The 26,365-nt window shown below is 39.4% G+C and carries 26 protein-coding genes; 5 read left to right on the top strand and 21 right to left on the bottom strand.

The genetic code is table 11. The features are described from left to right. The first annotated feature begins 173 nt into the window (after window positions 1-173). Window positions 174-1,214 (top strand): helix-turn-helix domain-containing protein, encoded by a 1,041-nt coding sequence (locus N480_RS12105; RefSeq protein ID WP_063372759.1) that lies wholly within the window; start codon window positions 174-176, stop codon window positions 1,212-1,214. Between the two features lie 253 nt (window positions 1,215-1,467). On the opposite strand, the gene N480_RS12100 is transcribed toward N480_RS12105, so the two are convergent. The 7 genes from N480_RS12100 to N480_RS12075 form a co-directional block, all read right to left on the bottom strand. Continuing rightward, window positions 1,468-1,815: a hypothetical protein gene (locus N480_RS12100; protein WP_063372758.1), complete on the bottom strand. Its 348-nt coding sequence runs from the start codon at window positions 1,813-1,815 to the stop codon at window positions 1,468-1,470. A 450-nt stretch (window positions 1,816-2,265) separates the two neighbouring features. Next, window positions 2,266-2,691 carry a hypothetical protein gene (locus N480_RS12095; RefSeq protein WP_063372757.1) on the bottom strand — a complete coding sequence of 142 codons (426 nt, stop codon included), beginning with the start codon at window positions 2,689-2,691 and terminating at the stop codon, window positions 2,266-2,268. 194 nt (window positions 2,692-2,885) lie between these two features. Then, window positions 2,886-3,359: an ankyrin repeat domain-containing protein gene (locus N480_RS12090; protein ID WP_063372756.1), complete on the bottom strand. Its 474-nt coding sequence runs from the start codon at window positions 3,357-3,359 to the stop codon at window positions 2,886-2,888. Beyond that, the gene (locus N480_RS25995; protein ID WP_081231846.1) at window positions 3,359-3,466 is read right to left on the bottom strand and encodes a GH-E family nuclease; all 108 of its coding nucleotides are present in this window, start codon (window positions 3,464-3,466) and stop codon (window positions 3,359-3,361) included. The genes N480_RS12090 and N480_RS25995 overlap by 1 nt, the downstream gene beginning before the upstream one ends. Window positions 3,467-3,855: 389 nt before the next feature. Continuing rightward, a complete protein-coding gene (locus N480_RS12085; protein ID WP_063372755.1) occupies window positions 3,856-4,329 on the bottom strand; it encodes an Imm26 family immunity protein in 474 nt (157 codons plus the stop codon). A gap of 490 nt (window positions 4,330-4,819) precedes the next feature. Further along, a complete protein-coding gene (locus tag N480_RS12080; RefSeq protein WP_063372754.1) occupies window positions 4,820-5,086 on the bottom strand; it encodes a hypothetical protein in 267 nt (88 codons plus the stop codon). A gap of 192 nt (window positions 5,087-5,278) precedes the next feature. Continuing rightward, a complete protein-coding gene (locus N480_RS12075) occupies window positions 5,279-5,713 on the bottom strand; it encodes a hypothetical protein (protein ID WP_063372753.1) in 435 nt (144 codons plus the stop codon). Window positions 5,714-5,916: 203 nt separating this feature from the next. On the opposite strand from N480_RS12075, the gene N480_RS12070 reads away from it, so the two are divergent. Next, entirely contained in the window at window positions 5,917-6,255 is a 339-nt protein-coding gene (locus N480_RS12070) for a hypothetical protein (RefSeq protein ID WP_063372752.1), read from the top strand. Window positions 6,256-6,874: 619 nt separating this feature from the next. Here N480_RS12070 and N480_RS12065 read toward each other — a convergent pair. The 9 genes from N480_RS12065 to N480_RS12020 form a co-directional block, all read right to left on the bottom strand. Further along, complete coding sequence (locus tag N480_RS12065) at window positions 6,875-7,213, bottom strand: hypothetical protein (RefSeq protein ID WP_155732831.1); 339 nt, start codon at window positions 7,211-7,213, stop codon at window positions 6,875-6,877. Window positions 7,214-7,466: 253 nt separating this feature from the next. After that, complete coding sequence (locus N480_RS12060) at window positions 7,467-7,928, bottom strand: hypothetical protein (RefSeq protein ID WP_063372750.1); 462 nt, start codon at window positions 7,926-7,928, stop codon at window positions 7,467-7,469. Window positions 7,929-8,124: 196 nt separating this feature from the next. Next, on the bottom strand, window positions 8,125-8,535 hold the full coding sequence (locus N480_RS12055) for a hypothetical protein (RefSeq protein WP_155732830.1): 411 nt from the start codon (window positions 8,533-8,535) through the stop codon (window positions 8,125-8,127). 469 nt (window positions 8,536-9,004) lie between these two features. Further along, window positions 9,005-9,391, bottom strand: a complete 387-nt coding sequence (locus N480_RS12050) for an Imm39 family immunity protein (protein ID WP_063372748.1) — start codon at window positions 9,389-9,391, stop codon at window positions 9,005-9,007. A gap of 426 nt (window positions 9,392-9,817) precedes the next feature. Continuing rightward, the gene (locus N480_RS12045) at window positions 9,818-10,264 is read right to left on the bottom strand and encodes a hypothetical protein (RefSeq protein ID WP_063372747.1); all 447 of its coding nucleotides are present in this window, start codon (window positions 10,262-10,264) and stop codon (window positions 9,818-9,820) included. Continuing rightward, window positions 10,261-11,835 (bottom strand): RHS repeat domain-containing protein, encoded by a 1,575-nt coding sequence (locus tag N480_RS12040; protein WP_063372746.1) that lies wholly within the window; start codon window positions 11,833-11,835, stop codon window positions 10,261-10,263. Before N480_RS12040 ends, N480_RS12045 begins: the two co-directional genes overlap by 4 nt. After that, the gene (locus N480_RS12035) at window positions 11,790-12,233 is read right to left on the bottom strand and encodes an SMI1/KNR4 family protein (protein WP_063372745.1); all 444 of its coding nucleotides are present in this window, start codon (window positions 12,231-12,233) and stop codon (window positions 11,790-11,792) included. Before N480_RS12035 ends, N480_RS12040 begins: the two co-directional genes overlap by 46 nt. A 252-nt stretch (window positions 12,234-12,485) precedes the next feature. Then, a complete protein-coding gene (locus N480_RS12025) occupies window positions 12,486-12,932 on the bottom strand; it encodes a hypothetical protein (protein WP_063372743.1) in 447 nt (148 codons plus the stop codon). Between the two features lie 260 nt (window positions 12,933-13,192). Next, window positions 13,193-14,164: a transposase gene (locus tag N480_RS12020; protein WP_063372742.1), complete on the bottom strand. Its 972-nt coding sequence runs from the start codon at window positions 14,162-14,164 to the stop codon at window positions 13,193-13,195. A gap of 174 nt (window positions 14,165-14,338) precedes the next feature. Between N480_RS12020 and N480_RS12015 the strand changes: the two genes are divergently transcribed. Together N480_RS12015 and N480_RS12010 are read left to right on the top strand one after the other, a co-directional pair. Next, a complete protein-coding gene (locus N480_RS12015) occupies window positions 14,339-14,689 on the top strand; it encodes a helix-turn-helix domain-containing protein (protein ID WP_063372780.1) in 351 nt (116 codons plus the stop codon). Further along, complete coding sequence (locus tag N480_RS12010; protein ID WP_063372741.1) at window positions 14,686-15,309, top strand: HEAT repeat domain-containing protein; 624 nt, start codon at window positions 14,686-14,688, stop codon at window positions 15,307-15,309. Before N480_RS12015 ends, N480_RS12010 begins: the two co-directional genes overlap by 4 nt. Here N480_RS12010 and N480_RS12005 read toward each other — a convergent pair whose 3' ends face one another. From N480_RS12005 to N480_RS11985, 5 genes are all read right to left on the bottom strand, one after another. Further along, complete coding sequence (locus N480_RS12005) at window positions 15,310-15,786, bottom strand: DUF4265 domain-containing protein (RefSeq protein WP_063372740.1); 477 nt, start codon at window positions 15,784-15,786, stop codon at window positions 15,310-15,312. Further along, entirely contained in the window at window positions 15,787-23,118 is a 7,332-nt protein-coding gene (locus tag N480_RS12000) for a SpvB/TcaC N-terminal domain-containing protein (protein WP_063372739.1), read from the bottom strand. 328 nt (window positions 23,119-23,446) lie between these two features. Continuing rightward, window positions 23,447-24,241 carry a siderophore-interacting protein gene (locus N480_RS11995; RefSeq protein WP_063372738.1) on the bottom strand — a complete coding sequence of 265 codons (795 nt, stop codon included), beginning with the start codon at window positions 24,239-24,241 and terminating at the stop codon, window positions 23,447-23,449. Window positions 24,242-24,309: 68 nt separating this feature from the next. Then, window positions 24,310-24,999, bottom strand: a complete 690-nt coding sequence (locus N480_RS11990; RefSeq protein ID WP_063372737.1) for a hypothetical protein — start codon at window positions 24,997-24,999, stop codon at window positions 24,310-24,312. A gap of 171 nt (window positions 25,000-25,170) precedes the next feature. Continuing rightward, window positions 25,171-25,398, bottom strand: coding sequence for a hypothetical protein (locus N480_RS11985; protein WP_063372736.1), 228 nt, complete (start codon window positions 25,396-25,398; stop codon window positions 25,171-25,173). Window positions 25,399-25,623: 225 nt separating this feature from the next. Here N480_RS11985 and N480_RS11980 point away from each other — a divergent pair, with 225 nt between their 5' ends. After that, complete coding sequence (locus N480_RS11980) at window positions 25,624-26,349, top strand: TetR/AcrR family transcriptional regulator (protein ID WP_063372735.1); 726 nt, start codon at window positions 25,624-25,626, stop codon at window positions 26,347-26,349. Window positions 26,350-26,365 lie beyond the last annotated feature (16 nt).

The following is a 26,365-nucleotide window of genomic DNA, read 5'->3' as shown; positions in this document are numbered from 1 at the left end:
ATTCATTTTTGTTTGTAATTGCAACAAAGGAAATGAAAACATCCTCCCTGCTTTTACAAAAGCTGTATGCAGTAAGTATTAGAAACCGTCATCTTTGTACCCTTTACTTTCTTTTGTTGTGCGTTAGTGTATTGCACTCAATTTTCTTCGTTGCTTATAAAAAAGGATTTAATGTGATAGCAGAATCACTCAAAATACTTTACATAGTTTCAGCTGCTTACGTTGTGTTTGTGACCATTGCATTGGCATTGATACAAGGTCGCTTGGCGGTAGACCAAAAGATCGCGCTATTTATATTTTGGTTGCTGCTTTCAACTCCTATGCTGGAATACATCGGTATCGCCTTTAATTATATGCCGTATCCGTTTATCGCATTTGTGCATTCTTCTCTGTTATTGCTTGGTCCTGCAATATATTTTTACATCACGTATAAATCAGAAGCGCAATTTGATTACGCGCAATTACTGCTCCATTTGTTCCCGTTTGTTATCTTTTACACGGGCAGGTTGGTAGAACAAAAAGAAATCCCAACACTCTTAGCCTTACTGTACTTTTTGCACGTGCTTTTTTATCAATTTTTGCTCGTTAAAAAGACGTGGTTTAGTAAAGATCACACTACCAATCCGTGCGTTCAGCAATTGATCGGTCAAAAAGCAATTGTTGTATTTTTTCTGGTCGTTTCTAGCGCATACTTTGCTCAAGTAACACTACATAAAATGGGTTCGGATTACTTACGTTTACTTTGGGACCTGAGTAATACATTGACTTTTATTTATATTTTAATGCTCTCTAAAGGATTTATAGATATCGTAAAAATAAAGCAGACAAAACCAACAAGAGTATTGGAACTGGCACCAGATTTGGCAAATCAACAAAAAAAGCTATTGATCGATTTATTTGAAAAGGAGCAACTTTATTTGAAAAATGAATTATCGCTAAACTGCTTGGCTAAAGAATTAGATTTGACCAATAATCAGACATCTGAGTTGCTCAACGAGCACCTAGATACCAACTTTTACGAGTTCGTTAATAAATACCGGGTTTATGAAGCCGCGCGCATGCTAAAACTAGCGAGCAAAAAAACAAAAGTCTCAGAGTTGTATTTAGAAGCTGGGTTCAACAACAAAAACACCTTTTATCGCGAGTTTAAAAAAACCTTTGATATGTCTCCTGGTGAGTATAAAACGAGATTTAGCGAGGCCACAAAGCATTGATTTTTTAGTGTTCCCCTTAGATAGGCCTACTTTTTGGGTGGTGAGGTAATGTACCCAAAACAAGGATGGCAATAATTAAAAACAATGCTGAAACAAGTATTCATTTTTGGTTTAGGGATCCGATTGTTGCTTAATGTAGGTAATAATAATATGCCAGTTCCACTTCGTTTTCTATTATCTTTAACGGTAAAATGCCCAGTTAAGTTTACTGGGCATTTTCTATATCATGAATAAAATAGTAATGCTCGCACCACTACTTAATCGTGATGTAATTCACATCTGATAACCCAGGATAGATGCTGCACTTACCTGTGGCATAGACGTCTACTCGCGCCTTAGTCGTATGCGCAGCCAACGCCAATGAGAGCAGTGATTTCCCCATCGCAGTATCCCCTTTAAACTGCATACGTTTGCTAGGCAAAGTATGACAGCTGCCTTCCTGTTCATGTAAAACTGTATCCGAAGTAAATAAAATCGAACACATGTCATAGGTATCTACATAGCCGCAATAAATACTCTCTATCTGTGCATCTTTTACATGCACTGCGGCATTCGCGTATCCAGATACAATTAGTGCTAGCGTAATTAGCATGTATTTCATAACTTTCTCACTTTTTAAATTTCTATTTTGTATTTTGCAATAGTAACCTAACACAGCACGCGCTTGTCAATTAATAGTAACTTCTTGGCGATGAAAGTTTCACGCTTAACTAAAAACCATTAGTTTTAAACAGGCGGTTAGATTGCATAGCCATATATGAACACGCAATGTATGCCGCCTTAAACACACTCTTGAATCTGGCCAGCTAGCTAGTCAGCTTTCTTACCTGTTATTTCCATAGTAAAGCACTAATAAAAGTAACAAATATCCGAATTCAACATATAAGTAAACATAACAAACAGGAGACTCATTTATATTTATTTTAAGATAGGCTGCGCTCAGCTTTTTGCCAAGTTTATGATGGGTAATAAATCTTTAGATTGTTTACCACTCATATTTGGGGTGGATTTCATTAGAAATTACGATGTTAATCTATTGCTAGCTCTAAAATTACATTCCGAAAATTTGCATCTCCTGCCCCACACTACTATTCAAGAAAAAATGGCTTTCAGATTTTGAGATATTAATACCTGTATTTCCTAACCAAGAATGACATAGACCCTTTGCATCCCATACATTCCAGCTCTTTAACTTTGCTTTCTTTTTAGGTATACATTTGAGTATTACTGAATTGGGGCACGTATCTTCCCATTGGGTAGTCTCAGAATAGCTTTCTCCTTTCGCTAGTAACGTACCCTTATCTATTTTTATTCGCACTCCTTGTTTATATTCAGAAAAGGGACTTAGCCAATTTATTGCGAGCTGTTTTTCACCTGCTAGTTCCACAATAAATATCGGAGATATACTCATTCCTTCATACTCAATGGACTCTCCCATTGAGCTTTGGAATTCTTCAGATAATGTTTTATTGCTCACCTCTTTTTTATCTCCTGTTATTCTATAAGGATCTATGGTGGCATGGTCTTGTGGCCAGCGGAAACAAAGCTTCTTCTATCTTTGAGCATTCTCTTTAGATTTTCAGCACCGTATTTGTCCGCAGCTCCAAACTTTTCAAAAATCTAGTCTTATCAGTCGTCTAATGGCAAATTCAATAAACTTACTAATCTATTTTATTGGAAAAGCGTCAGCAGTTCATTTTTCCCCATAGTTTCTGCCAAAATTCTTGGAGACACGCCAATGTTGTTTTCTTTCCCTGGATTTGCACTGTAAGACAGTAACGCTTCGATTACAGCGCTATTACCACTATAAGACATTACAGCTCTCCATAGCGGTGTATTGCCAAATGCATCTAACAAATCAATTGAAGCTCCGGATTTTAGTAAAACTAAAACAATGTCAACATGATTATCACGTGCAGAAAAATGTAAAGCACTCCAGTGTTGACAATCATCTTGGTGATCAACATTGGCTCCTAATCTCAATAGCAGTTTAACTATTTCAATGTTTGGCTCAGAATCAAGAACAGCATGAATTAGTGCTGTTCGCCCATCGGAGTCTTTAATATTGACATCAACTCCATCAGTTATCGAACGCTCAATTTCTTTAAAATCTTTCTGATATACAAACTTAATTAGTGAACTCATCAGCCCCACGTTTTTTCAAATTTGTGACTCATATTATTTATAGGATCTTCAATCTGGAAAAACTGAGGATTACTATCAATATAGTCGTTAAACTGTTTTTGTGTCATCCTGCAACTTCCCCGTTAATGAGACACCAGTAAATTAGAGCTTTCTAATTTAGCTCAGTAAGCAGCAGACGGCAGATTACCAAGGCTTTCATGTGTGCGTTCTTCGTTGTAATCCAATCACCAGAACCACACCATTTCTTTCACTTAATTGAGTGACTCAAACAAGCACGATGATCACGCTTATGCAAAAGAACTTGTCACGCCAAAACAGTAGAAAGAAGCAACTTTATCAGTGCCACCAATTAGTGATGCTGACACACATTGCGACAGTTGTTGGACAGCGTAATCACTTCTACTGCTAAAATGCGCCCGAAGCGCTGGCCGAGGTGATTAATAAAGCACCAAAAAGCTTAACATGGTAGTCCAATAAAATTTTTCTTCTTTGAACTTTAGTCAGGTGCTAGTTCTAGACCTATTGCTTCACTAACTTTATCATCTATCGTCCTATAGCTATCCAAACCATTGACCCCACACGGTTCGTAGACCTTGTCTAATTGATTGCCCTTGTCATCAAAATGCTTTTTAAAAAGAACATCATAAAAACAGTGAACTGTGAGTAAATCTTCACTTGTTAGCTCTTGATTATCAACTAACTGGAAATAGCCCTTTTTCCATGGTAATTCATTGGTGGCAATTGGCGCCAACAACAAATTATCCACAGTCAGTGATGATGGTACTGTTAGACCGTCTTCTGTTTCAGTAGCATAAATGTAAATGAGAACACAATCATTAAAACCGCCCACGTTAGCAGTTAAACTGACGACTCTCCCCCAATGGAATTTACCTTCGAGTATTTGAAAAGAAAAAATATCTCCCAAAGCAGGCTTTTGTTTACTTTTTTTCAAAATCTTCATGTTTGTCATCTGTGCCCCTTATAACCCCATACCTTTCAAGAAAGCATCAATCCATTCTACAGCATCATTGTAAATATGGCGCTTAAGACTGATGCTATTGATTTTATTTAAATATTGAGGGTTTCGACGACTCTCGCTTGGTTGCGTTCGGGTTAAGGGGTGTAGGCTCGTAGACCATGAGGGGCGCTGAATAACAGTTAAACCTGGATATATGTCAGAGCAACGTTTTATTGCATGTGACTAATGATCGAAGTTCAGCTGGTAGGTATTAAAAAACAACGAGGCTGCAAAAGCTGCCCGATAGATTCACTCTGTTTGACATACATGGAGTGTCCATATATGTCTTCTATAATTTCTCTTGATAATGTGAGTGGTGCACTTGGAACTTGAATTCGGGTATTTACGAGCTAGTAAGGGGTTTGCAGTAAATAATACTTGCTCCCCTTTACATTAAACTCTGTTAATTATGAATAAGTTTGCTTTGGGCATGGTTTAAAAGTTAAACCTTGCAAGTTTCTACAATAATTTTTTCAAGCTCAAGCATAACTCGGACTTCATCAAGCGGGAATTGAAACCAATATTCATTCCTATCCCTTTCATAAAAGCTGAAACAGAATTCATTTTCATCTGCATCAAAGCCACCGCAAAATATTTCCGACTGAAACATATCACTTGACTCAATTTCAGCCCATAGTTCTTCTGTTAAATTATGGCCTTCTATTCTCAACAAAATTTCTTTAAATTCTATTGGAATTTCAATTAACATAAATTACCTGCTTATAAGGGACAAAGTTTACATGATTTATTTTGTATTCATCCATAATCTGACCGGCTTGATGAATCACTTTCCTGTGAAAGTTGTCTGATAAACGAACGGAATTTAAGATGGGTGTCATCTTTAATCTTTAATTGTATTTTATTGTGCTCTAAGCGTTTCTAACTCACTAGAAAGAAGTCGTTATTTTGATAACTCTATCGCCTCAAGCAAAGCCAGCCCCAAGTCGTTGCAGTCACTCGCACACTTTTTTATTAGCAAGCTATCGACTGCTTCAAATCCCTCTGTGGCACCATGATTTATCGTTGGAAATAACTCCACATTTTCTCCAATGAGATCTATTTCAACACACTTGGCAGACTTACTGAAAGCTCTCCAGGATTTTACTCCCGTCAATTTCAGAACTGGGGAGCAAAGATCTGACCAATTTTGTGGGTGTCTAATTCCACTCTTAGATTTGGATAGTACATCCAAAAGCACTTCGCCCAACTCGTTAACACACTCGTTATAGTCAAGTACAACAGCTGGCTCAGACAGTATCCACACGCCTTGTTCAGTTTTCGAAGATGAATGCAAAAATATTTTACCTTTTCTATAATATGCTGACGCTCTTTTCATAACTCTTAATACCTTACAATATTAAAAATTAAACATGACATTTATAGACACTCCATTTATGTCAAGTTTAACTATATTCTTAGCAGTTATTATGGTTATGAGCAATGAAGCGAGTAGTATGAATAGCCGTTAATATACAACAGATTTTACACTGTAGTTATGCTAGAGTTGTCGTCAAACAAAGTTTCACAATTAGGCAGGATATGAAAACTCTAGCAATTATTGCAATTAGCATCTTTTTTCTCGGATCAAACTTAGCTTATGCTTGGGATTCCCAAATTACGGGGAAAGTTGGGCGTATAGAAGTGCATAGTCCCAAGAGCTCATCCAAAAATATAACGCTTAGTATCGTTGGTGAAACTAGAATGTGCACTCTTCCAACAAACAATGAAACTGCATATATACAAAAGTCTTCTACACCAGATACTTACCAAGATATGCTAAGTGTATTATTAACCGCTAAGGCAACCGGTAATAATGTTCGACTGTACATTAATCATGGCACAGAAGGTTGTCAGATTCATCGTATTGATTTGATGTAAATCTAACATGCGTGGTCAACGCATAGACTAATAAAGCTTAATTAGTGCGTTATTCGCGCACTATATACTCAGTAGAGTATGAAATATCTATTAATAAATAGTCCAAATTTAAGCCTTGTTGCTTGTCGTAACTATGGGCGCCTTTCATTTCCGAAAGATAATAGTATCCGTTGGGCGAAGGTAAAAACATGTTTAGGTGCCATCGATGATAGTGTGGGGAAAACGGTCCTTTGCTCCTATATGGTAAATCGTGAAAGGAACTATTAGGTGACGTGGTTGAAATTGACGCCCTGTTAAAGAAGACATATATGGACACTCCATTTATGTCTTCTATAATTGATAATGAACTACAAAAAGTAGCACATAAAATTAATAGTCGGTCCAGAAAAAGCTTAGATTATCAGACGCCGAAAGAAGCCTTTTCACTCGATAATGTGAGAGGTGCACTTGAAACTTGAATTCGGGTAATTTTTCCTCCACATAATAATCATATCATCGAGTATAGGTAGATAAATTGATTTGTCATTTGAGAGTTTTATCTCATAGGTATCTTTATCCCTAATTTTATTCTCAACAATATCCTTTGTCTCTTTTTTAATTGAAACGATATTACTCCAATTTACCTTAAAATATTCATGTAAGGAATATTTAGATTGTATACATATAGCCCATCTTTCATTGAAAAAGTCACATAACTATCAGAAAATTTTCCAATCATGTCCTGTCCAACAACTGAATTCAATTTATTACTTATCAACAACTTACCAAATTCAGAATAAGGTTTTATCTCAGTATCATATAACAAGCCAGAATCAATCAGAGCCTTAATTTCATTATTTGTTACTAAATGCATTGGCCCAATCAATCGCCAGTAAATTAATAAAAATACGGCTAGGAAGGTCGCTAAACTATATGTAACACTACCTGTTGATAAATATACTGTTGAAGCTACTACCAAAAAAAATAATCAATATAAGTTTAGCGTGTATTATTTTAAGCCAAGTCGTCATACCGAGTTATCTACCCTCTGTTTTTTAACTAGTGAAACTGGCACACATTACAATAATTGCTGGACACGCGTAATCACTTCTACGACTAAAATGTGCCCGAAGCGCTGGCTAATGTGAATAGTAAAACATCAAAAAACTTAAAATAATTGCCCAATTAAATTTTCATTATTCATGAATGGGTTTAATTGCTAGAAGACTTAGTCAATTTTCAGTATATGTAACACTACCACTTGAACAATCCCAGCCATAGTTAAAAAACTTAATATCCAACCCTAAACTAGAAAGCTTTGCTATACAGCTATTATCAAACAGAGCCCTGTACTTCAAAACCAGTTCTTTGGTAGCAGCTTCGTTAAACTCTAGGTCAGTATCATAACTATCTTTAATCTCGTCAAAGTGCGAAGAAAAAGGAATCAGTTGTAAAATTACCTGCACACCGACCTCTTCTTGCAGATCATTTTGATCGCATAGATATATATAAATTAAAGAAGTTTCAAAATGAAAGCTAATATTTAAGATAAAATGATTTGGAATTGGCATTTTCGATTGAAATAAATCTTTAACCATCCCAATTATACCTTGCAGTCCAGTTAAGCTTTCCATTTTCTTGAAGTATTTTTCGCAATAAGGTTCTTTTTGTACTTCAGTCCATACCAGCTCCATTTCATCTCCTATTAAAATTTAACACCCCCAACATTAGATTAGAAAACACATTACAAATAAAATCGCGCTCCTTATTTAATTATAATAAAAATCATACCACCATTTAAAAAACATTATTAAATATACAAGAACCACCTAACCACATCGCGAAAATCTAAATATCTCACTTGTCAATTACAAAACGAAAAATCGTCACCTACCCTTCTTTAAAATAAGATATTTCTATAGGAGATTTAGAAAAAACCTTAACAAATTCACCATCAAAGAATTTATATATAATGACCGCACTATATGAATCTAACACCTCACCTTCATCACTTGTCTCGTTAATTACACCGGATATTATTATTTCCTTAATACCATCTTTATCTATATCTAATACATCGATATCAAGGACCTCTCCTCCATAAACAAATCCATTATCGTGGACATCAAATACAGTCACATATCCATAACTTCCAAACTTTACAATTCCATTGCCCTTCATAGTTTTTGAAATAGTAACCTCAATTGTCTTTTCATTACTAATTTGCAATTGAATTTTTTTGTCTTTTCCATAAGAGAGCTTTTTGACTTCATTGGTCAAATCAGAATTAGCATATGCCACACTGTTGCAGCCTAGTACTATCAACATTATCAATAAGTTACTGAGTGTCATATTTTACATGTTCTCCAGTTATTAAGTTTCGATTGAAAATTTTATCTTTATAAATTTCACCTTACAATTGCTCATCAGCGTTGTGAGGTACACCTTGTTTATCATTTGTATCACTTCGCCCATTATACGTTCTGGCACATACACACATACAGCAGACACCCACTTCCATTTTGAGACTGCCGTAGTAAAACACCAAAGAACTTATGGTGGCTGTCCATCTAAATTACTTATCAAGTTTAAGATGGGTGTCTTCTTTAATTCCTGTTCTTTAATTCCTGATAAAATGTGCCCGAAGCGCTCGCCAACGTGAATAGTCGAACACAAAAGAATTTAAGGTGGCTGTCCATTTAAATTAATGGCTAAGGAAAATAAATAGCGGATAAAGAAAAGCCCGCGTGGTGCGGGCTTACACTTAAATCTATTGAGCCTTTATCATCTCCAGCGGTTCAGAAGGAAGGTCATACTTTTTGGCAACATCAATGAGAACATCAATTGTAGCCTTCACAAAAGTACTTTTGACAACATCCTTACTAGCCACTCGTAAGCTTGCCAGCTCCATCTCGACTGCAACAGGCAGCTCACTATGACGCTTATTAATAGGATCATAGTCTGGAGTTAAATCCGTTTTCTCTCCAAACCTAATTATCATGCTAACCGTCTTAAACGGCGCATTATCAACATAGCCTATTTCATTCAACAGCGGCTCCAGATCATCGCAAATTTCTTGCATTGCAAGACCCGCTTCCCTGACGCGCCCCTTTATTAAAGAGACGCCACCTATTAATAATATTCTTTGATCAGACATCGAAAACACTACCTATTCGTTTTATTCCCCGGCAACGTGTCTTGCCCGTACATCCTTCGATAACGTTCGATTAAATTTGCCTCAAAGGTACGAGCAGCATCTTTATTCGGGAAAGTTTTTCTATAGAAACTTGACCCCCATTTTAATTTATACCACAACTACACCTGCATGTTCTAAATGGAAGTGCACTAGTGGCGCTGGCACAAATTGCGCTAGTTGCTGGACACGCGTAATCACTTCTACTGATAAAATGTGCCCGAAGCGCTCGCCAACGTGAATAGTCAAACACAAAAGAATTTAAGGTGGCTGTCCATTTAAATTAATGAGTCGTTTTATTATCGAGCTCGAGGGACGCCTCGAAAAACATATCAACTAAATGGCAGTTACGCAGAATCTGTTACAAGGTCGGTAAGCCTATCTATATAGCTAAAGCATGCCTTTAAACAACTCACTAAACTCATTTGAATCCACGTTCCCCAGTTTACTCTTCATTTCTTTAAAGACCGATTCTGATTGCAACAATTCAAACTCCAGTACTTTCTTAATCTGTGAGTTATCGTTCGCAGTCACTAACTGCTGGTATGACTCTTTTGAAAATAGCAAGTCGAATGTCAAGTATCCTTGGTATGATGCATCACCCAATAAAGGGTTTTTCAGAGTTACCTTTCTCCTATACTTAGGCTTCTGAGGCTTTGAAAACTCCTCATAACCCTCTCGTACTGCTCTAATGATCAATTTGATGCCTATGTATTCAAGACCCAATATTGTATCGAATTTCTCAGCCCTCAATTCAATTGTATCTGTAAGAGATTTGATAGCACAATAATTGCGCTCTATGTTTTCATCTGTTTCGTAAGCAAATAATAGTTTCATCGTCTAATCTTATTCCCCGGTGGCAATACACCTGTTTTTGCTAAGTGTGTATAAATTTTTAATTTTTCAGCTAATAAAATCTGGCGTTTTGTGCCTTCATACTGGGTAACTTTTCTTAGCCTTCGACCAGCTAACCCTGAGAGTAATTGAGGGTTTGAATATCTTTTCGAAGGATTAGTTGTCTCGCCATATTTCCAGACATCACCTTTGTTTAGCCATTTGGTACCACCTGAGCACGTAAAACAAACATAATCGCCAGTTTCTTCTGCTATTAAAGCATACTGCTCTCCTTTCGGTCCATCAGGTTTGGCACGTATGCCCGCAAGATCATTTTCTAGCCTAGCAAAATCTGTTTTTGATAACTCATCTTTGAGATCAAGCGCACGATTATGAAGAATATTTTCCTCTACCACATTCCGGGTTAGTTCATACATTTCCTCATCTGTAGCAGTGGTCATGGGCATCAAAGCAACTCCAGTTATGCCGCCCTTTCCCAGACTAGGAAGTAATTTTTTTGATATATCTGTCACAGATTTTAATAAACCTCCGGCACCGCTATCTACCGTAGCTTTTCCAATAGCGACTCCACCCGCAGCAATACCCTGCGGACTAGCTATATCCATCTGCTCACTGGTCTGCTTACTCATCCAAGACTTAATGATATTCATGTTCAAATTGGCATATGCAGTAAACCTCGCTTTAGACATGGCAGCATCGCCCATTTGAGTCGCAATGGCGCCCATATTTCCAAAGTTATCGTTACCTCCATGATGCACCGAGGTATTTTCACAAATTGAATTCAACCTAGACGCGGTACACCCCGTATACCCCGTCGGATCCGTCCCCGCGAGTGGGTTGTTCATAATATACGAATAGGGGTTAATGCTTTGAGAGTTCTTTGGACTCTGAATATACGGATCAACCGACATAAACCGCCCAAGGTTATAATCGTACACCCGACCGTTCATATGGATTAATTCAAGTTCATCTAAGTGCTCATGATCGGTAAACCCGCGATTGGTTCTGGCTTTACCTTTGTCTCCTAACCGCGCTTCAAATTTTAAACTACCGTTTGAGGAACGAGGTTTGCCAAAGGGGTCAAAATTACGCTCAACCACCACATTGCCATAGCGGTCTGTCATCAATCGGGCGCTGCCTAAACGGTCTCTGTGCATATAGCGTATCTGGGCTTGATAGTCGTCAGTTTTGCTCACTAATGCCACGCCATCAATATACGCGCGCTCAGTAAATTCGCCGTTTTCTATTTCTAGTTCATAATGCTTGCCCGCATAGTAGGTGGTGGTGTCGCCTTTGACCTGCATAAAGCGCATGTTGTCGGGACCATAAACAAATTCTGACGTCACGCCATTTTTGGTAATGAGTGTCGGCTTATCCATCGCGTTATAGTGAGCAGAGGTTAAGCCATCTCCTTTGATCATATTGCCGCGCGCATCGTAGCTAAAGCCTACCCATTTATCTTGCTTGAAAAATTTAAGGTGGGTGTCTTCTTTAATTTGATTAAAATTTAAAGGCCTAACATATACTCTAAAAACTCTCCAAAACTTCCCCAAGAATGAGCTTCCTGTCCGTATAACTCATCTAGGAATAGAGAAACTCTTCCTGCTTTTTCAGACTCTTCTGAATACAAAAAGTAGTACCCACCACCACCATAACTCTCTAATACACATCCCTCATTTGGTATTCTCTTAAAGTTATGAGGTAATTCATCTTCTCTAAGTTCTTTAGTGCACAGCACTGTATGATAATCTTCGTCTGTCGCATACCCATAAATTGTATGGCCAAACCACTCAATATAACCATACTGCATAAGAAACTTTTTATACTCCTCTGGAAAAGCTATTCCAAGATCGGACTCCATCGAAGCAATCAAAGTACTATCAAGTTCTCCATGACAGCGAAAACCATCTTTGGAGCTAAAACTTTTTAACACATTATCTAGGTTATACATTTTATATTACCTCTATTTTTCATAGATATTTTTGCCATCATCATACCAGTGTAATCGCTTATTATATTTCTGGTGAAACTTAGAGTTCATAACTCTGAAGTTACTAAATGAGTTGTCACCACCTCTAAATAATGGAACCTTGTGGTGAATAATAAAACCCTTGGGTAACTTTCCATATTTTTCCATTTTGGCCAACTGCGCAAAATTTAAGATGGGTGTCTTCTTTAATTCTTTTTGTAACATTAAATCTAGTTAATCAGTTAAAGAGAGCTCTACCCTAACATTGTTGAAATTACTATCTCCTAAGCCATCACTGCAATTTAAGACTGTCTTACTATCTTCGTTTTCAATGTACATCCCAGCATTTCCAATCCACGCTTGAACAACTCCGTCGATCTCCCAAATATTCCAGATCTTCAACTTTGAACTCTTTTTTGGAGTACATAGTAATGATACTTCAGTAGGGCTAGTATCTTCCCACAACACAACGTTAGATAGTTTTTCTCCATTGATATCCATCGAACCTTTATCCAACTTAATTTGAATTCCTTGTTTCACACTAGAGTTGGTTTCAATCCAACGCAAATTAATCAAAGTTTTGTTAGTAATTAGGTCGGTGAATATCGGCAGTACATCTTTATCACCAACTCTTACTGGTTTGCCCATTGGCGCTTGAAATTGTTCTGCTAATGTTTTCATTCTTTAGTATCCCGTATGTCTAAAGGTATCCACGGCATCATGATACTAGATACATTATAGAAACTTGACACCCATTTTAATTTTTTCCACAACTACACCGACATGTTTCAAAGCAGAAACAAACCACTAAAAGTAGCGCAATTCGCTTTTAACCTTTGATAAATTACTTAACTTGATAACTTTGTTGGGATTTCAGACATGACTAACCACGTCACTTTTGAAAGCTACGTTGAAATTGGGGTGTTAATGTATATTAGAGACTAAGCGAGTAACTCACTACACTGAGTGAGGCTGCCTCGTCGTTTTAGCTTTAAGTGCTCGCAATACTTTTGTTTAGCATCGGGCCTACCCACTGAACCTTTGAACACCTTGGTAAACTGAGTGGTGAGCTTTAACCAATTCTCTGGTTGGATATTGAGTCTCGCTAAGATGGGCTGAGCGCCTGTGATAAACCCTCGCTTATCCTCACGTATACATCGACCTGTTAAATCAACAAGCTCTACATAATATTTGAATTCAAATGGCAGCCCTTTTGGCATATGTTTTCTTGGGTTACCTGCAAAGCGCATAAGTGACTTAGGTTGTTTACTCGCTTTTGCTGTTTCAATACGTGTTTTAATACTGGTGTGGTCTGACTCTTCTGGCGTCTCTGCCATTTTGGCTCTTACTGGATTCAAATCCACATACGCTAAACACGCTGCCAACGCGGCTTCATCTAACAAGGCTTGTGATTTAAAACGCCCTTCCCAGAATCGCCCTGTACAACCATCTTCTCTATTGGCTTTGCGCGCGATATCTTCATTTAGCGTGCGCATAAACCAGCTTATATCAGCTAGTCGTGTTCGGTATTTGTCTATTAACTCTGACAGTAAACAACGCTCTGAATTGGTCAGTGACTCGTCATTGATAAACTTATGAGTCAGCCAAGTCCCTTTAAATTGCTTATGCCAGCGTATAATTATGGCTTTATCCGTTAGACGTTTTGCTTTTTTATCATCAACATATAGAACAATATGCGTATGGTTACTCATCACTGCATACGCACACACATCAATACAAAACACCTTAGCAAGTTGGAGTAGCTTCTCTTCAACCCACCCCCTTCGATGCTCATAAGACTTGCCCGTTGCTTTATCTTCTCCGCATAAAAACGCACGCCTTACGCATCGTGATATGCAGTGATAGTACTTAGTATCCACCAAGCTAACTTGCCGACTTCGTGCTGTTGCCATGAATTGTGCGCCTAACTTTTAACCGTTAGTTAAAGATAGGCGACACTCAGTTTTTTGCCAAATTTAAGGTGGGTGTCTTCTTTAATTTTTCTATATTGTCAAGACCATAACAATGGATTATTATGGTACATTCTAATGTATATCATGGCAACGTTAATCAGAACACTTTTGATGATGAGCCTAGCTAAGAGACTTATTACCCTGCGTAAAGAGAAGGGACTTACCCAACAACAGATGGCTGATGTGCTGGGCGTACATGTAAACAGCCTGAAGAAGTATGAAGCAGGTCAGGCCCAGCCTTCGCTGGAAGCGATCAAGAAGATAGCAGTCGGACTGCATGTCAGTACCGACTTCTTGCTATTTGAGGAACATGAGCGTGATCCTGGTGATGATTTAGCCCTACAGCTAGAGGCGATCAGTCAGATGCCTGAGGGCGAGCAGATGGTGATACGGGAAGTGCTGGAGAGTCTGATAATTAAGTATCAGTCCAGAAGGTGGGATTCGGGTAGGCAGGCGGTTAAATGAGTAACATAGATATTCACCTGCTAACTGAACAGTTACACAGTAAAGCATCAACTAAACGCCGTTCAGCAGCTAAAAAGCTAAGAAAACTAAAAGCAAAAGATACTGGCCCGGCATTGCTCGAAGCTTTAAAAAGTGAACTCAAGGATAAGCGCACCTGGGAAACACAATACCATATGATTATGGCGCTGGGTGAGTCTGGCTATACCGATAGCTTAAATTTTTTACAACAAATAGCTAAACAAGACTTTGAAGCCACGATGGTTCTTACGGCTATAGGTGATGCAGTGACGAACTTAGAACTACTAGAAAATCACAAGCAAATCTCGCTAGGCAAGTGGATAGATACTAATAACCAAGCACTAATTGAAGGAGGAATTCGAACTTTAGCCACAAACCAACTCATCCCAGATGAAATCCTTATTCGTAAAATAATATCCTACGCCCAAAACTCTGGAAGTGGAAATGTGGATTTTTGGGCTGCCGCAGCCAGCCCTGGCTGGCCTACTCAGTTAACACAAAAATTTTTAGAACATTGTTTAGAATATTCTTTACTAGACGACACAAAAAAAGCTGCCAAGGCAGCTTTAAAAGGAAAATATCTAAAGTGGCGACCTTTATAATTAAATTGGGTGGCCACAATGCCCCTCTTCAAACTCCCAGACACCATCTCTCTCTGCTCGTTCAAGCAAACTATAGGCTTCGTGTATATTGGTATTTGAGGGCACATTTACAGCATATAAAGTCATCTTTCCTATATCGGAACTCTCATATGTACAGCCAAGGCCTTCTAAGGGCCCCCAATACCTAAGGAAGTCCCCTTCCAAAATCGACTTATTTAGGAGGATCCGATAAGTAGAGTGCCCAGCCGCCATTGATGTAGAATCAAAGAACAAAGCTCCATCCACATCCTTTATAAATACAACATCCTCACAACTAACTCCTTTGGCATAAAAAGGAGTGTTTCGAATTCGACAACGGTTATTATCTATTTTTTCGGCCCAGACCGATTCAGTATGAAACCCGTGCCATTCATTAGTGCCAAGAGAAAACACTACCTTCACTAATGGTAATGCTTTATCAGTTATCCCAAAGCTCATTTAACCTCCACCATTTAAACGCTCCAAATACTCCTGGGTAGTTTGAGCCCTTTTATCAAGGTTACATGTTTGGCAGGTATTTTGAGCATTTTCAAGAGTATTATTACCATTCCGAGATCTAGGAATAGCATGATCTATGTTTGAACGCTGAGGATGGGGCTTCTTCGATCTAATTGTCTCAACATCACAGAAAACACAGGTATTATTAGCCTCTGCGCGAGCTGCATCTTGAGTCTTTCGAGAGAAAGCTTTACCCGCTCCTGGGCCTCCCGCAGATCCCAGTTTGGGCCCTACTCTCTTTGTAACATATTCAGCTACATCGGTTATTAAGGCTTTGAACATACCCGCACCACTCACACCACCGATTAGAGCAGAAAAGCCAGAGTTCAAACTCCTCAAACTATTATCTATTTGGCCGATAGTTCGAGTATCTATACTTGACATAATACCAGTTCTACAAGCTCCGTTATAGCACCAGTTTGCTTGCAATGAGGGGGCTGTAGAACTCATAGTTGTCGGTGAGGCATTGGCTATGCTCTCTTGAGTACCAAAGTCGTAAGCTGCACTAGCTGATTCTCCAGTTTTTCTGTTATGAGTTGACGCAACCACTTGACTTATGTCGCCATTGTTGTTATATGAAACACTGGAATGGGTTATGTTATTTCCGCTTTGAGCTATTTTTGACACATTAACTACATTACCAGCCGAGTTCGTGGTTGTTATGGTAGTAGTCTCAACTCTCCTTTGTATTCTAGAAAGTGGTTTTCCGACAAACTCAGTCTTTTTCTCAAAAGATGTTGTACATATTTCCCCAACTTTACATCCTATATACCCAGTCGGATCCGTCCCCGCGAGTGGGTTATTCATAATATACGAATAGGGATTCAAGCTTTGAGAGTTTTTTGGACTCTGAATAAAAGGATCAACCGACATAAACCGACCAAGGTTATAATCGTACACCCGACCGTTCATATGGATTAATTCAAGTTCATCTAAGTGCTCATGATCGGTAAACCCGCGATTGGTTCTGGCTTTACCTTTGTCTCCTAACCGCGCTTCAAATTTTAAACTACCGTTTGAGGAACGAGGTTTGCCAAAGGGGTCAAAATTACGCTCAACCACCACATTGCCATAGCGGTCTGTCATCAATCGGGCGCTGCCTAAACGGTCTCTGTGCATATAGCGTATCTGGGCTTGATAGTCGTCAGTTTTGCTCACTAATGCCACGCCATCAATATACGCTCGCTCAGTAAATTCGCCGTTTTCTATTTCAAGCTCATAATGCTTGCCCGCATAGTAGGTGGTGCTGTCGCCTTTGACCTGCATAAAGCGCATGTTGTCTGGGCCATAAATAAATTCTGACGTCACGCCATTTTTGGTAATGAGTGTCGGCTTATCCATCGCGTTATAGTGAGCAGAGGTTAAGCCATCTCCTTTGACCATATTGCCGCGTGCATCGTAGCTAAAGCCTACCCATTTATCTTGCTTGAAAACGCGTTTAACTGCGTTTGGACCACCGCCTGAGTGGCCGCTCTGGCGCGTGCTGTAATCATAATCACTGGCATAGTCAGACTTATTGCGCAAGTTACCCATCGCGTCATACCCATAGCGAACGGTTGTAATACCCTCAATGGCATTAGATGTCAGACGGTGTAAATCATCATACTGGTAAGTCTCTTGATAATTGTGCTGCTTACCCACTTCACCTGAAATCACCTCCATAGCCTTTAAGTTACCAAATCCGTCGTAGCTGGTATATTCAATGCCGAGTAAGTTACGGCCATATTGCTCGGTATAGTGGCCTGTCATTTGACCTGTTACTGAACTGTAATACGTTTTATCTATTACCCTATTGCCTAATGTTTGTTCTTCAACATTGTTGAGCACATCACGTTTAGTCACGATTTGGTACACGTACTCAGTATGCAGGTTAGTAATAGATTTACGGTACCCATGGTCATTATACTCGTAGCCGAGTGTTAACCCATTTGGATACCGCATGCCACTTACGCGACCATGATTGCCATCATAGAAGGTGTACGTAACAAAGTACTGACCGTCGCCTATCACCTCATGCGTTACATGGCGGCCCAAGTCATCATAATGATGTTTGTGCACCACGCCATTTGCCGAAGACTCCCCTAATTGCCCATAACTTGTGGTATCAAATGTAAAAGTTTGCGTGCCTTCACCTGTGGCTTTTCGATATATCACTCGCCCAAGGCTGTCATAGTAAAAATTCACTGTTTTATTGTTGCTACGCTTCTCTTCAACGACTTCACCAAAGCCATTGTAAGTAAAGGTAGTTTGACCTTGGTTGGGGTCAATAACTTGTATTTTACGACCCATTCCGTTGTATTTTGCAACTATGCTATTGCCATTAGCATCACGAATTACGATGGGTAACCCTAAGCTATTATAGGCATAGCGGGTATAGCTGCCATTGGCATCTTTGGTTTCAATCAGCTGTTTATCTATACTGTAGCTTCTAGACATCGTGCCTAGCGCAAAACCGTAGCAAGTTTCGCTCACATTAATTTCTGTGGTTAAACCTACATAGTTATATTCAGCGGTCATCTCGCCATGGCTATTGGGACCACAATACTGCGGTGTCACTTTAGATTTAGGCCGGCCCAACACATCAAAATTTTTATATTCGATGTCATACCTAGAATTGGAAAACAGGTATGGCCTAGACTCTCGCGTTTTATTACCTTGTTTATCATAGCCGGTGTCAACATAAACCCACTGCCCCGCATAGTTTTCTGTCGCAACCCTTAATACCCGGTTGAATTGATCAAAATACGTCTTGGAAGTCGGTTTACCCGCTGATTGCGTAGTGACTTGCTTAACTGCATAAGTAGGCGCATTACTATCAGGAGAGCTTGCTACTTGGAAAGTCGTTGCTTGCCCCTTAGTCCGTTCGCTGTATAACCGGGCATAACGATCATACGTATACCTCGTTGTTACGTAATTATTTTGTTTAACTTGGGTTTGTACTGATGTAGGAAATCCCGTAGACGGATCTGTCTCGGTGATGACTTTGTGGCCTTTATGATTAGTCACTGTGTCAACAAAATACCCATCGTCGGAATAACTAAACTGCTCTACTCTATTATTGTTAACCCAAGTTCCCCATGTTGTGAATATTTTCGCTGTAGTCGTCACGTTGTTGGGTAAACCGTAGCCATTAAAGGCCATGGCTATCGTTTTTCCTTCGCCTGATGTGGCGCTTTCAACGATCTTTCTGGGTTTGCGACTAGTATGAAAATCGCTCATAACACGCAAAACGCTAGTTTCAACATCCAAGTTTTGAATATCGCCACCATAAAGAGTGAGCGCATCATTATTATGACGGCTCGTCGCTGCATACTTAGTAGTCTTGGTTCGAGTCAGTTTATTTAACCACCAATTTGTGCTGTCATTATCATAAACGTTGATGACTCGACTTGTACGTGTATTCCAGCTGTCCGATATGCTCGAAAAAACTTCAGTTGGGTTGCCATACTGGTCTATTTTGAGCGTTTCTTGGCTTTGCGTACCAATAATAGTGTTTAAATTATTAATATCGCGCGTAACCTGAATATGCTTACTCAAGTAGTTATGATATACCTTGCCCGATGCAATCCAGTGTGATGGATTGTCTCCCCATATAAATTCACTGTGGCTGATCGCCTTTGTCTCATTTTTGGCATCTCCTAGCAGCGGTGCTTTATAGTCAAAGTCCCCAGCTTTAAACGTTGCTTTTGTTATTAATTTGCCATGACGTGGAAACTCTTGCGAAAAGTCTGATTGCGTAATTAAGTTTTTATCTACATTTTTTTCAATGATACTTCTAAAGCCCAAAAAGCCTCTACCATCGGCACTGAATACCGCCCCTTTATATGCATATTCAGTGGCTGACATCCCCCCAACCCCATTACTTTGTTCAAAGCGTGATACCGTATACATGCTTGAGCTAAAGTGGAATGCGTTGTCTAGAGCGCCAATATAGCTATGGTCTGTTTCATAGTGTGGTGTTGTGCCAACACCACCTTGTGAGCTTGATAGTGGCAACAACTTCCAACGGGCTTTACGGCCTAACCCGTCCTGTATGGACTCAACTATCGCGTTAGGTTGGTAGGTGCTCAGGCTACTTGCACTCGATACCGAGCCGCTGTTTCGGTTGTAGTACATTTTGTTGACCGCTTGGCCAGTTAGTTGTGAGCCTGAAACAGGATCTTTGTAGTAGCAAACCTCTCTACCACTTCCGCAGTCTGCATATTTAAACACCATATCATTTAAACCTTTGCCAAAACCGTCTATCACGTAGGTTCTACCTGGCACACCTAAAAGCTCTGTAGGTTTAGATTTAACTGAATATTTTCCTGACGATGTATCGTAAACAAAACTATATGATTTATGTTTGTATACGCTCCAATCGATGTTGTCTAAAAGATTGACTATTATGCCACGCTTATTTACGCCGATATTTTCATATGTAGAATACAACCCATTACCACACCTAAAACCGTTTCCTGTGTTACTGACAACATAAACACAATATTCAGTGTCGATAGAATCTGGAACAAGCAGTTCAGGTTTACCATCACCATCTATATCAGAAGGAACAAGACCACTTGGAAATTTGGCAACAATGTATCTTTCTGGGGCATCGCCATTTTTCCAAAACATTTTAGTTCGGATCGGGATATTCGCTTCAGTTCCTAGAGAGTATGGTGTTGAAAATGTTCTATTCCCTTTGTTCATTGCGACGTATAACTCGCGGTTTATTTCCGTGGGATCACGCCAACCAATCCAATCTTGCAATCCGTCACCATTTACGTCAAACAGCATGGTAAATGCGGTTACCGACTTGTCACCGCTGTAATCAATGTCTACCTTTTCTGTTGAAATATTGCCATTAGTCCAGTTTAAGTAGATAATTTTATCTAGAACCGAAACAAATCTTGCAGAAGTACCCGTTATCTCCACTTCTTTATTTATTGCAATGTCAGGGATTCCATCGCCATCCATATCACCAGGAAAGCTGACCCCTTCAGATGGTGTCCTGACCCAATCAATCGTCCTTACACCCCATTGGTGTAACAACTGTTTCCGTTCTTCACGGAAAATAGATGTATTTTCATGTGTGGAGTTTGTGTACAAGTGTATGGTCGCAACCCCTCCCCCGTTCTCAGGCTCTCGATACAACACAAGATCACTGTAGCTATTTCCGTTATAGTCGGCAATATTAACAATTGTGTCATACTTCCCCATTTCAATATCTGTGGTGTACCAGACTGGTGAACCAGCTTTAACAGAAATACCTATCCTCAATTTGCCTTTATGTATTTCCCATGTATCTGTTAAACCATCTTGATTAAAATCACCAGTTTTACATTGAGGTTTCATCATACTAAACGTGTGACTGCATCTCGGCATAGGCATAGTATGGAGCCGGCTATTGCCCTCAGGGTCTACAAAACGCTTAGGCCAATCTCTTACTCCGTCACCATTGCGGTCTCCATCTGGCACTTCAAGATTATGAACCCCTGTATCAGCCAATTCATTACCATACTTATCCAATACAGGTTTAACACCATAATGTATTTTTTTATTGTGCCAATTGATTTTGGTAGCGGGTAAACAGTAAGAGTTTGCGGCAAAACATTGAGTTACGCTCGACAACAGTTCAGTACTATTTGCTTTGTTATTTTCATATGTTAAGCCGTAGCTATTAACTTGGTTGTTTGACACTTTAGTTGTGATCAATGCCATTCGTTTGGTGGACTCAAGTCGACCACCAGCAACATAACGCAATGAGCTTTGACGCTTATCTTCGTAGGTAAATTCAATGGTATTTCGGCCTTTGCTATCAGCCGCATCACCCGTATAGGAAATAGTGCTAATAAGTTGTTCACCTGCGCCAGCGGTGACATAATCATAGTGAATAAAATTCCTTCCACTGGCATCTACTTCATAAGCAATTAACCAACTATAAGCCGCAGTTTTATCACCATGAACAACTCTACTGTTTTCGTTCAAGCCAAAATAGGCAACACGGCCATTTTTATAACGCACTCCAAAGTAGGTACTATCCATAGTAATATCGTGCACTTGTGTAACTCTTACAAAGCTATCTAGCTCAGTACGATAAGTTGTTCCATTTTTGCCATATGTACCACTTACAGCAATCAGGCGTTGGCCATTCAAACAGAGTTTATCACTAGCACTATATGATGGAGTTGCTTTGTAACCATCTTGTGCCACTGTCGCGTCACATCGACTAATCGATTGAAGACCCGACAAAGACCAGCCTCTTCCAGCAATGCCAACACCGGACGAAGAAGAGTAGTTCAATGCAAGGTTAGGTTGCATTTTCGCGCGCCCTGGTGGCAATTTTATGGGTATTTGATAAGTAGCAGCACCGCCGTTAACCCCCGCCTTTGCGGCAATCGCACCGACGTTATCCACACTTGGTAACTGCTGTTCTACAATCGGTTGATGCACAGGCGTGATAAAGTGAGGTGTTGGTTTTACATCCCTAGATGTGCCTAACTGGCCACATCCATAATGATCACACGCGCGTACTCTTAGTTTTAAAAACTGGCGCATATATTCATCAATTTCAACACCATATTGCGCGACGGTTTTAATGCTGACCCACTCACCACTCTCTGTCAGACCTTGGATCTCAAACTCTACTGCGTCAATAGATGTGCTCCAAAGCAAAAGCTGATTACTATAAGTTATGGCGTCGACAAACTGCTCTCTAAATAAAAAGTCTTCTGAATTTGACGCATTAACTGCACGAGGCGCCATGGCGAAAGTATTGCCTACTTTTATGAGCAAATATTTAGGTTTTGTAATTTGTGCAATTGTATAGAATTGACCAGTTTGAGCGCTAATATACACCTCGTTTGACTGGCCCAACTGTTCACAATCTGAGTAATTACAAACACCTAATCTGATTTTGGGGTAACTCAATATTTCATCATCTACTTTGATGCCATACTGGTTTATCTTACGAATACTAACCCAATTGCCATTTTCTAATAGCCCCTGTACTTCAAACTGTGCAGCATTAATACTTGTGCTCCAGCGAATATATTTATCACCGTTACTCGCTGTCTCAAAAGTAAACCCCCAATCTGTCTCGCGACTTATTTCTGGTAAATTTTTGTTGGGTATTTGCACATTAATTCCAAGGACTTCGACTGGAACAAATACACTCAGTTTAGTTTTTGGAATATAAATTTCTTCGTAACCACTAGCATCAGCCTTAAAGTTAGAAACCATGGCAACAAAGAATATTAGTAGAACGCTAAGGAAGTGAGGAGCACTTTTCAATTATTATTTCCTGGCTATAAATTAGACGCAAAAAGACAACAGAATGGTACAGGATTAAGACGCCAAAAAAAACAACCAATTTAAAACATAAAAAGTGCCCGCTCTCTAGGTCCGAACGAATACGTTTAAATTTAAGTTAATGTCGTCAATATAAATTGAGTCTCACTACAGATACTTGCTATTTAAACCAATTAAAACGCCCCAAAAAAATCAAGTTATTTACATTTTGGGGTTTTATGAATAACAAGTAGAGGCGGTATTTTAAAGTTACCGATGGCAGCCACCCCAAATTTGAGCCCGTAAATAGGTGTGGCTGTAAAGGGATTAGCTACCCGTCAAGTTCGGCATCCACTCTTTTATCAACTTTATGTTGATCCTCAGTACGGCCGTATTTCCAATAGCTACTAATATACATATCTTGTTTTTCTAGCTGTTTTTCCCTTTTTAAAAACCGGCGGATAGTGCGCATGGTTTCGAATTCACAAGCACACCAAACATACGGTTTCTCAGTCAACCAATCTAACGCCTTTACAGCTGCTACGAGCGAACTATTTTGGCCTGGGGTCGGATTTACAAGCCATAATACCTGTATATTGTCAGGCTTATTCAGTATATGAATATCAGCTTCGCTGGTAACTTCTATTATTGCTGTACCTTGAGCCGTTGAGGGTAAGCGCTCTAAATTACAGCTAATCGCTGGCAATGCAGTCATATCTCCGATGAACAAATACCAGTTGGCATCAGGGTCAGCAAGCTTAGTCGAGCCTGGCCCCCCAATGATGATTTCATCTCCAGCGGTAGCCTTTTTCGCCCAATCAGACGCAGGAGACATTCCCTCTTTTGAAGTATGGAGCGCAAAATCGATAGTCAGGGTAGCAGTTGCTTTATCAAACATTCTTACCGTATACGTACGCATCATTATGTTCTTTTTACTCAGCTGTTCAAACGCCTCTTCTTCTTTGAGTGCGCTGCCTTGTTTAGTAAAAAGGAGCTTTACGTAGCCACTTTCATACCCCGACGGAAAGCTTGTAAGATCAGCACCACCAAGAACAACTCTTTTTAAGTTTGGCGTTACAAGTTCACTGGTGAGTACGTGTGTTTTTCTATAATTACCTACTGCCATTACTACATACCTATTTTTCTTTCATATATGTAGTACGTTCCCCACCATAAATTATTTAATCCAATGCGCTAGCTTTGGTCAGATTTTGCATTATCCATTAAAAGCTTCATTAATTTCTGAATCATTTCTTTTCTGTGCGATTCGCGCAAGGCGTACATATATTCGGACTCTTTCGGCACTTCAATCTCAGGTAATATTGACTTCACAATATCAATACCCGTGTTTTCTCTGGCAGTATGCTTTGGAAAACTCAGCCTAAATTTGATGTATTTGTCTTCTGCAATAAAGACATACGCCTCAGAATGATACTCTGCTCCATCATGGGTTTGCATTACAAACTGAGCCTGCTTTCCTAAAAATTGTTTACCCTGAGTTTCAAATTGTACCATTTGCATCGTTGCTGGCTGTACATCCTGATATTTACCAAGTTTTTTTGCCGCTTCAACCTCATCCATCACGAATTGCAACTCTTCAGCGACCACTTTTTCTGTATCGCTCCAATTGGTTTTTGCGATTGGATATATATAAACGGTTACAAAGTCTTCAGGAAAGCTTTCATCTACGTACTTTAAAGACATACCGTATTCAGGTTGATCAAACACTTTCCTATCCACCAGTAGCAGCTCACCCGCAATTTTAGGTGCTTTTAAATCATTTTCGTAGTCACTGGCGTTGGCTGGTCGACTTGCCTTTTGTGTGGTTTGGCAAGCAACCAAAAGTAAGGTTAAAGCGCCGATTAAAGCATGTTTTTTGAACATATTGTTCCTTTTAATTGTCGATGTTTGATCTAAAGGGTAATCGCTTAGAAGCAGCATTTAGCTTGTTCAATATATATCAAAACGCACGAGAGCATAAATAGGGGTGACTTGAATTGAAGATATTTGTTGTTACGCCAAGCAAAAATCGCTTGGCGCAAGGCTGTATAAGAATTAGAAACAAATAATAGGCGACGTTGTTGGACACGCACATCCCGTTAACTCAGGACTATGACTAGGACATGTTCCATCATTATAAGTATTTGGCGCGCAATCTCCCGCAGTTGCGGTACATCCACCATAAGTAAATTTACCAACACCACCTGCAATGTTAGGGGTTTGCTGTTTTGACAATGCATTTTCGTGAGTTAGTTTTTTTAGGTGCTTTTTATTTAACTTCATTGTTATTTTCCTTATTTATTGTAAATGCACGAATAAAATAGAACAAAATTCAATCTAAAACAATACTTTTTGATTAATAAATCATGCTAAAAGCAATGCGAAACGTGTAAAAATCACCCGCTATCACTCACAAAGCTTGTTGACAACACTGCATTTCCTACTACAATAACGACATTCGAATATCATTCGAATGTAATTCAAGAAGCATTAAATACGAGAATTAATATGGCACCGGCACCAAAATATGATCAACAAACTCAACAGCAAATGATCCTTCATGCTGCTGAACAATGTATCAACGAGTCTTCAGTGACTGACTTTACCATGGCTAAAATAGCTCGCGTGGCGGGGCTATCAATGGGCTCTGTGTATAAATTTGTGCAAAGTAAAGAGGACATTGTGCTCGCACTTGCCTATCAATCATTTGTACATGTCTCTAAGATTTTTGATCAAGTTTTAGCCTTACCTATTAGTACACCTGAAAAAATTCTCGCTATCAGCCTTATTTCTCCACAAAAACTGCAATGTTTTGAATTTGATTATGAGTTGCAAACCTATGCAACAAATGAAGCGGTGATCCGCAAAGGTTCTTCCTATTGGACAACTAAAATCATTGAAGCAAGCAGCCGCTGCGAGAGCTCTTTTAAACTCGCGCTAACGGATGGTATCAACTCTGGAGAATTAAAAGATGTGCCTAACCTTGCCCAAGTTATTGATGAGATCATAATTAGTGGGTGGGCAATGACCGTTGGGTATGAACAAGTTCAGCGTGTTCAACAAACGAAACAAATTGTCGAAGGAACAGATTCCCTACAACAGCCTCTTGAACTCGACCACCCTATTATTCGAAGTTCGGTACGCCTGTTAAACAGCTACCCTTGGCAAAAGCCATTAACCAGTGATTCGCTCATACAGATTGAGCAACAACTTATCGCGCTCAACCTGCGCTAATCAAATTAGGAGGCCT

This window comes from Pseudoalteromonas luteoviolacea S2607 (assembly GCF_001625575.1).
Classification (GTDB): domain Bacteria; phylum Pseudomonadota; class Gammaproteobacteria; order Enterobacterales; family Alteromonadaceae; genus Pseudoalteromonas; species Pseudoalteromonas luteoviolacea_E.
This window is presented reverse-complemented; position numbering and strand designations above follow the sequence as displayed.

What these genes read in the sequence shown, in the direction of transcription:
- N480_RS12020 (WP_063372742.1), bottom strand. Translation starts at nt 14,164, where the DNA reads ATGGCAACAGCACGAAGTCGGCAAGTTAGCTTGGTGGATACTAAGTAC.
- N480_RS12100 (WP_063372758.1), bottom strand. Translation starts at nt 1,815, where the DNA reads ATGAAATACATGCTAATTACGCTAGCACTAATTGTATCTGGATACGCG.
- N480_RS12045 (WP_063372747.1), bottom strand. Translation starts at nt 10,264, where the DNA reads ATGAAACTATTATTTGCTTACGAAACAGATGAAAACATAGAGCGCAAT.
- N480_RS12080 (WP_063372754.1), bottom strand. Translation starts at nt 5,086, where the DNA reads ATGTTAATTGAAATTCCAATAGAATTTAAAGAAATTTTGTTGAGAATA.
- N480_RS12035 (WP_063372745.1), bottom strand. Translation starts at nt 12,233, where the DNA reads ATGTATAACCTAGATAATGTGTTAAAAAGTTTTAGCTCCAAAGATGGT.
- N480_RS12015 (WP_063372780.1), top strand. Translation starts at nt 14,339, where the DNA reads ATGAGCCTAGCTAAGAGACTTATTACCCTGCGTAAAGAGAAGGGACTT.
- N480_RS12005 (WP_063372740.1), bottom strand. Translation starts at nt 15,786, where the DNA reads ATGAGCTTTGGGATAACTGATAAAGCATTACCATTAGTGAAGGTAGTG.
- N480_RS11990 (WP_063372737.1), bottom strand. Translation starts at nt 24,999, where the DNA reads ATGTTCAAAAAACATGCTTTAATCGGCGCTTTAACCTTACTTTTGGTT.
- N480_RS12050 (WP_063372748.1), bottom strand. Translation starts at nt 9,391, where the DNA reads ATGTCTGATCAAAGAATATTATTAATAGGTGGCGTCTCTTTAATAAAG.
- N480_RS12075 (WP_063372753.1), bottom strand. Translation starts at nt 5,713, where the DNA reads ATGAAAAGAGCGTCAGCATATTATAGAAAAGGTAAAATATTTTTGCAT.
- N480_RS12070 (WP_063372752.1), top strand. Translation starts at nt 5,917, where the DNA reads ATGAAAACTCTAGCAATTATTGCAATTAGCATCTTTTTTCTCGGATCA.
- N480_RS11995 (WP_063372738.1), bottom strand. Translation starts at nt 24,241, where the DNA reads ATGGCAGTAGGTAATTATAGAAAAACACACGTACTCACCAGTGAACTT.
- N480_RS25995 (WP_081231846.1), bottom strand. Translation starts at nt 3,466, where the DNA reads ATGACACAAAAACAGTTTAACGACTATATTGATAGTAATCCTCAGTTT.
- N480_RS12085 (WP_063372755.1), bottom strand. Translation starts at nt 4,329, where the DNA reads ATGACAAACATGAAGATTTTGAAAAAAAGTAAACAAAAGCCTGCTTTG.
- N480_RS12025 (WP_063372743.1), bottom strand. Translation starts at nt 12,932, where the DNA reads ATGAAAACATTAGCAGAACAATTTCAAGCGCCAATGGGCAAACCAGTA.
- N480_RS11980 (WP_063372735.1), top strand. Translation starts at nt 25,624, where the DNA reads ATGGCACCGGCACCAAAATATGATCAACAAACTCAACAGCAAATGATC.
- N480_RS11985 (WP_063372736.1), bottom strand. Translation starts at nt 25,398, where the DNA reads ATGAAGTTAAATAAAAAGCACCTAAAAAAACTAACTCACGAAAATGCA.
- N480_RS12010 (WP_063372741.1), top strand. Translation starts at nt 14,686, where the DNA reads ATGAGTAACATAGATATTCACCTGCTAACTGAACAGTTACACAGTAAA.
- N480_RS12060 (WP_063372750.1), bottom strand. Translation starts at nt 7,928, where the DNA reads ATGGAGCTGGTATGGACTGAAGTACAAAAAGAACCTTATTGCGAAAAA.
- N480_RS12090 (WP_063372756.1), bottom strand. Translation starts at nt 3,359, where the DNA reads ATGAGTTCACTAATTAAGTTTGTATATCAGAAAGATTTTAAAGAAATT.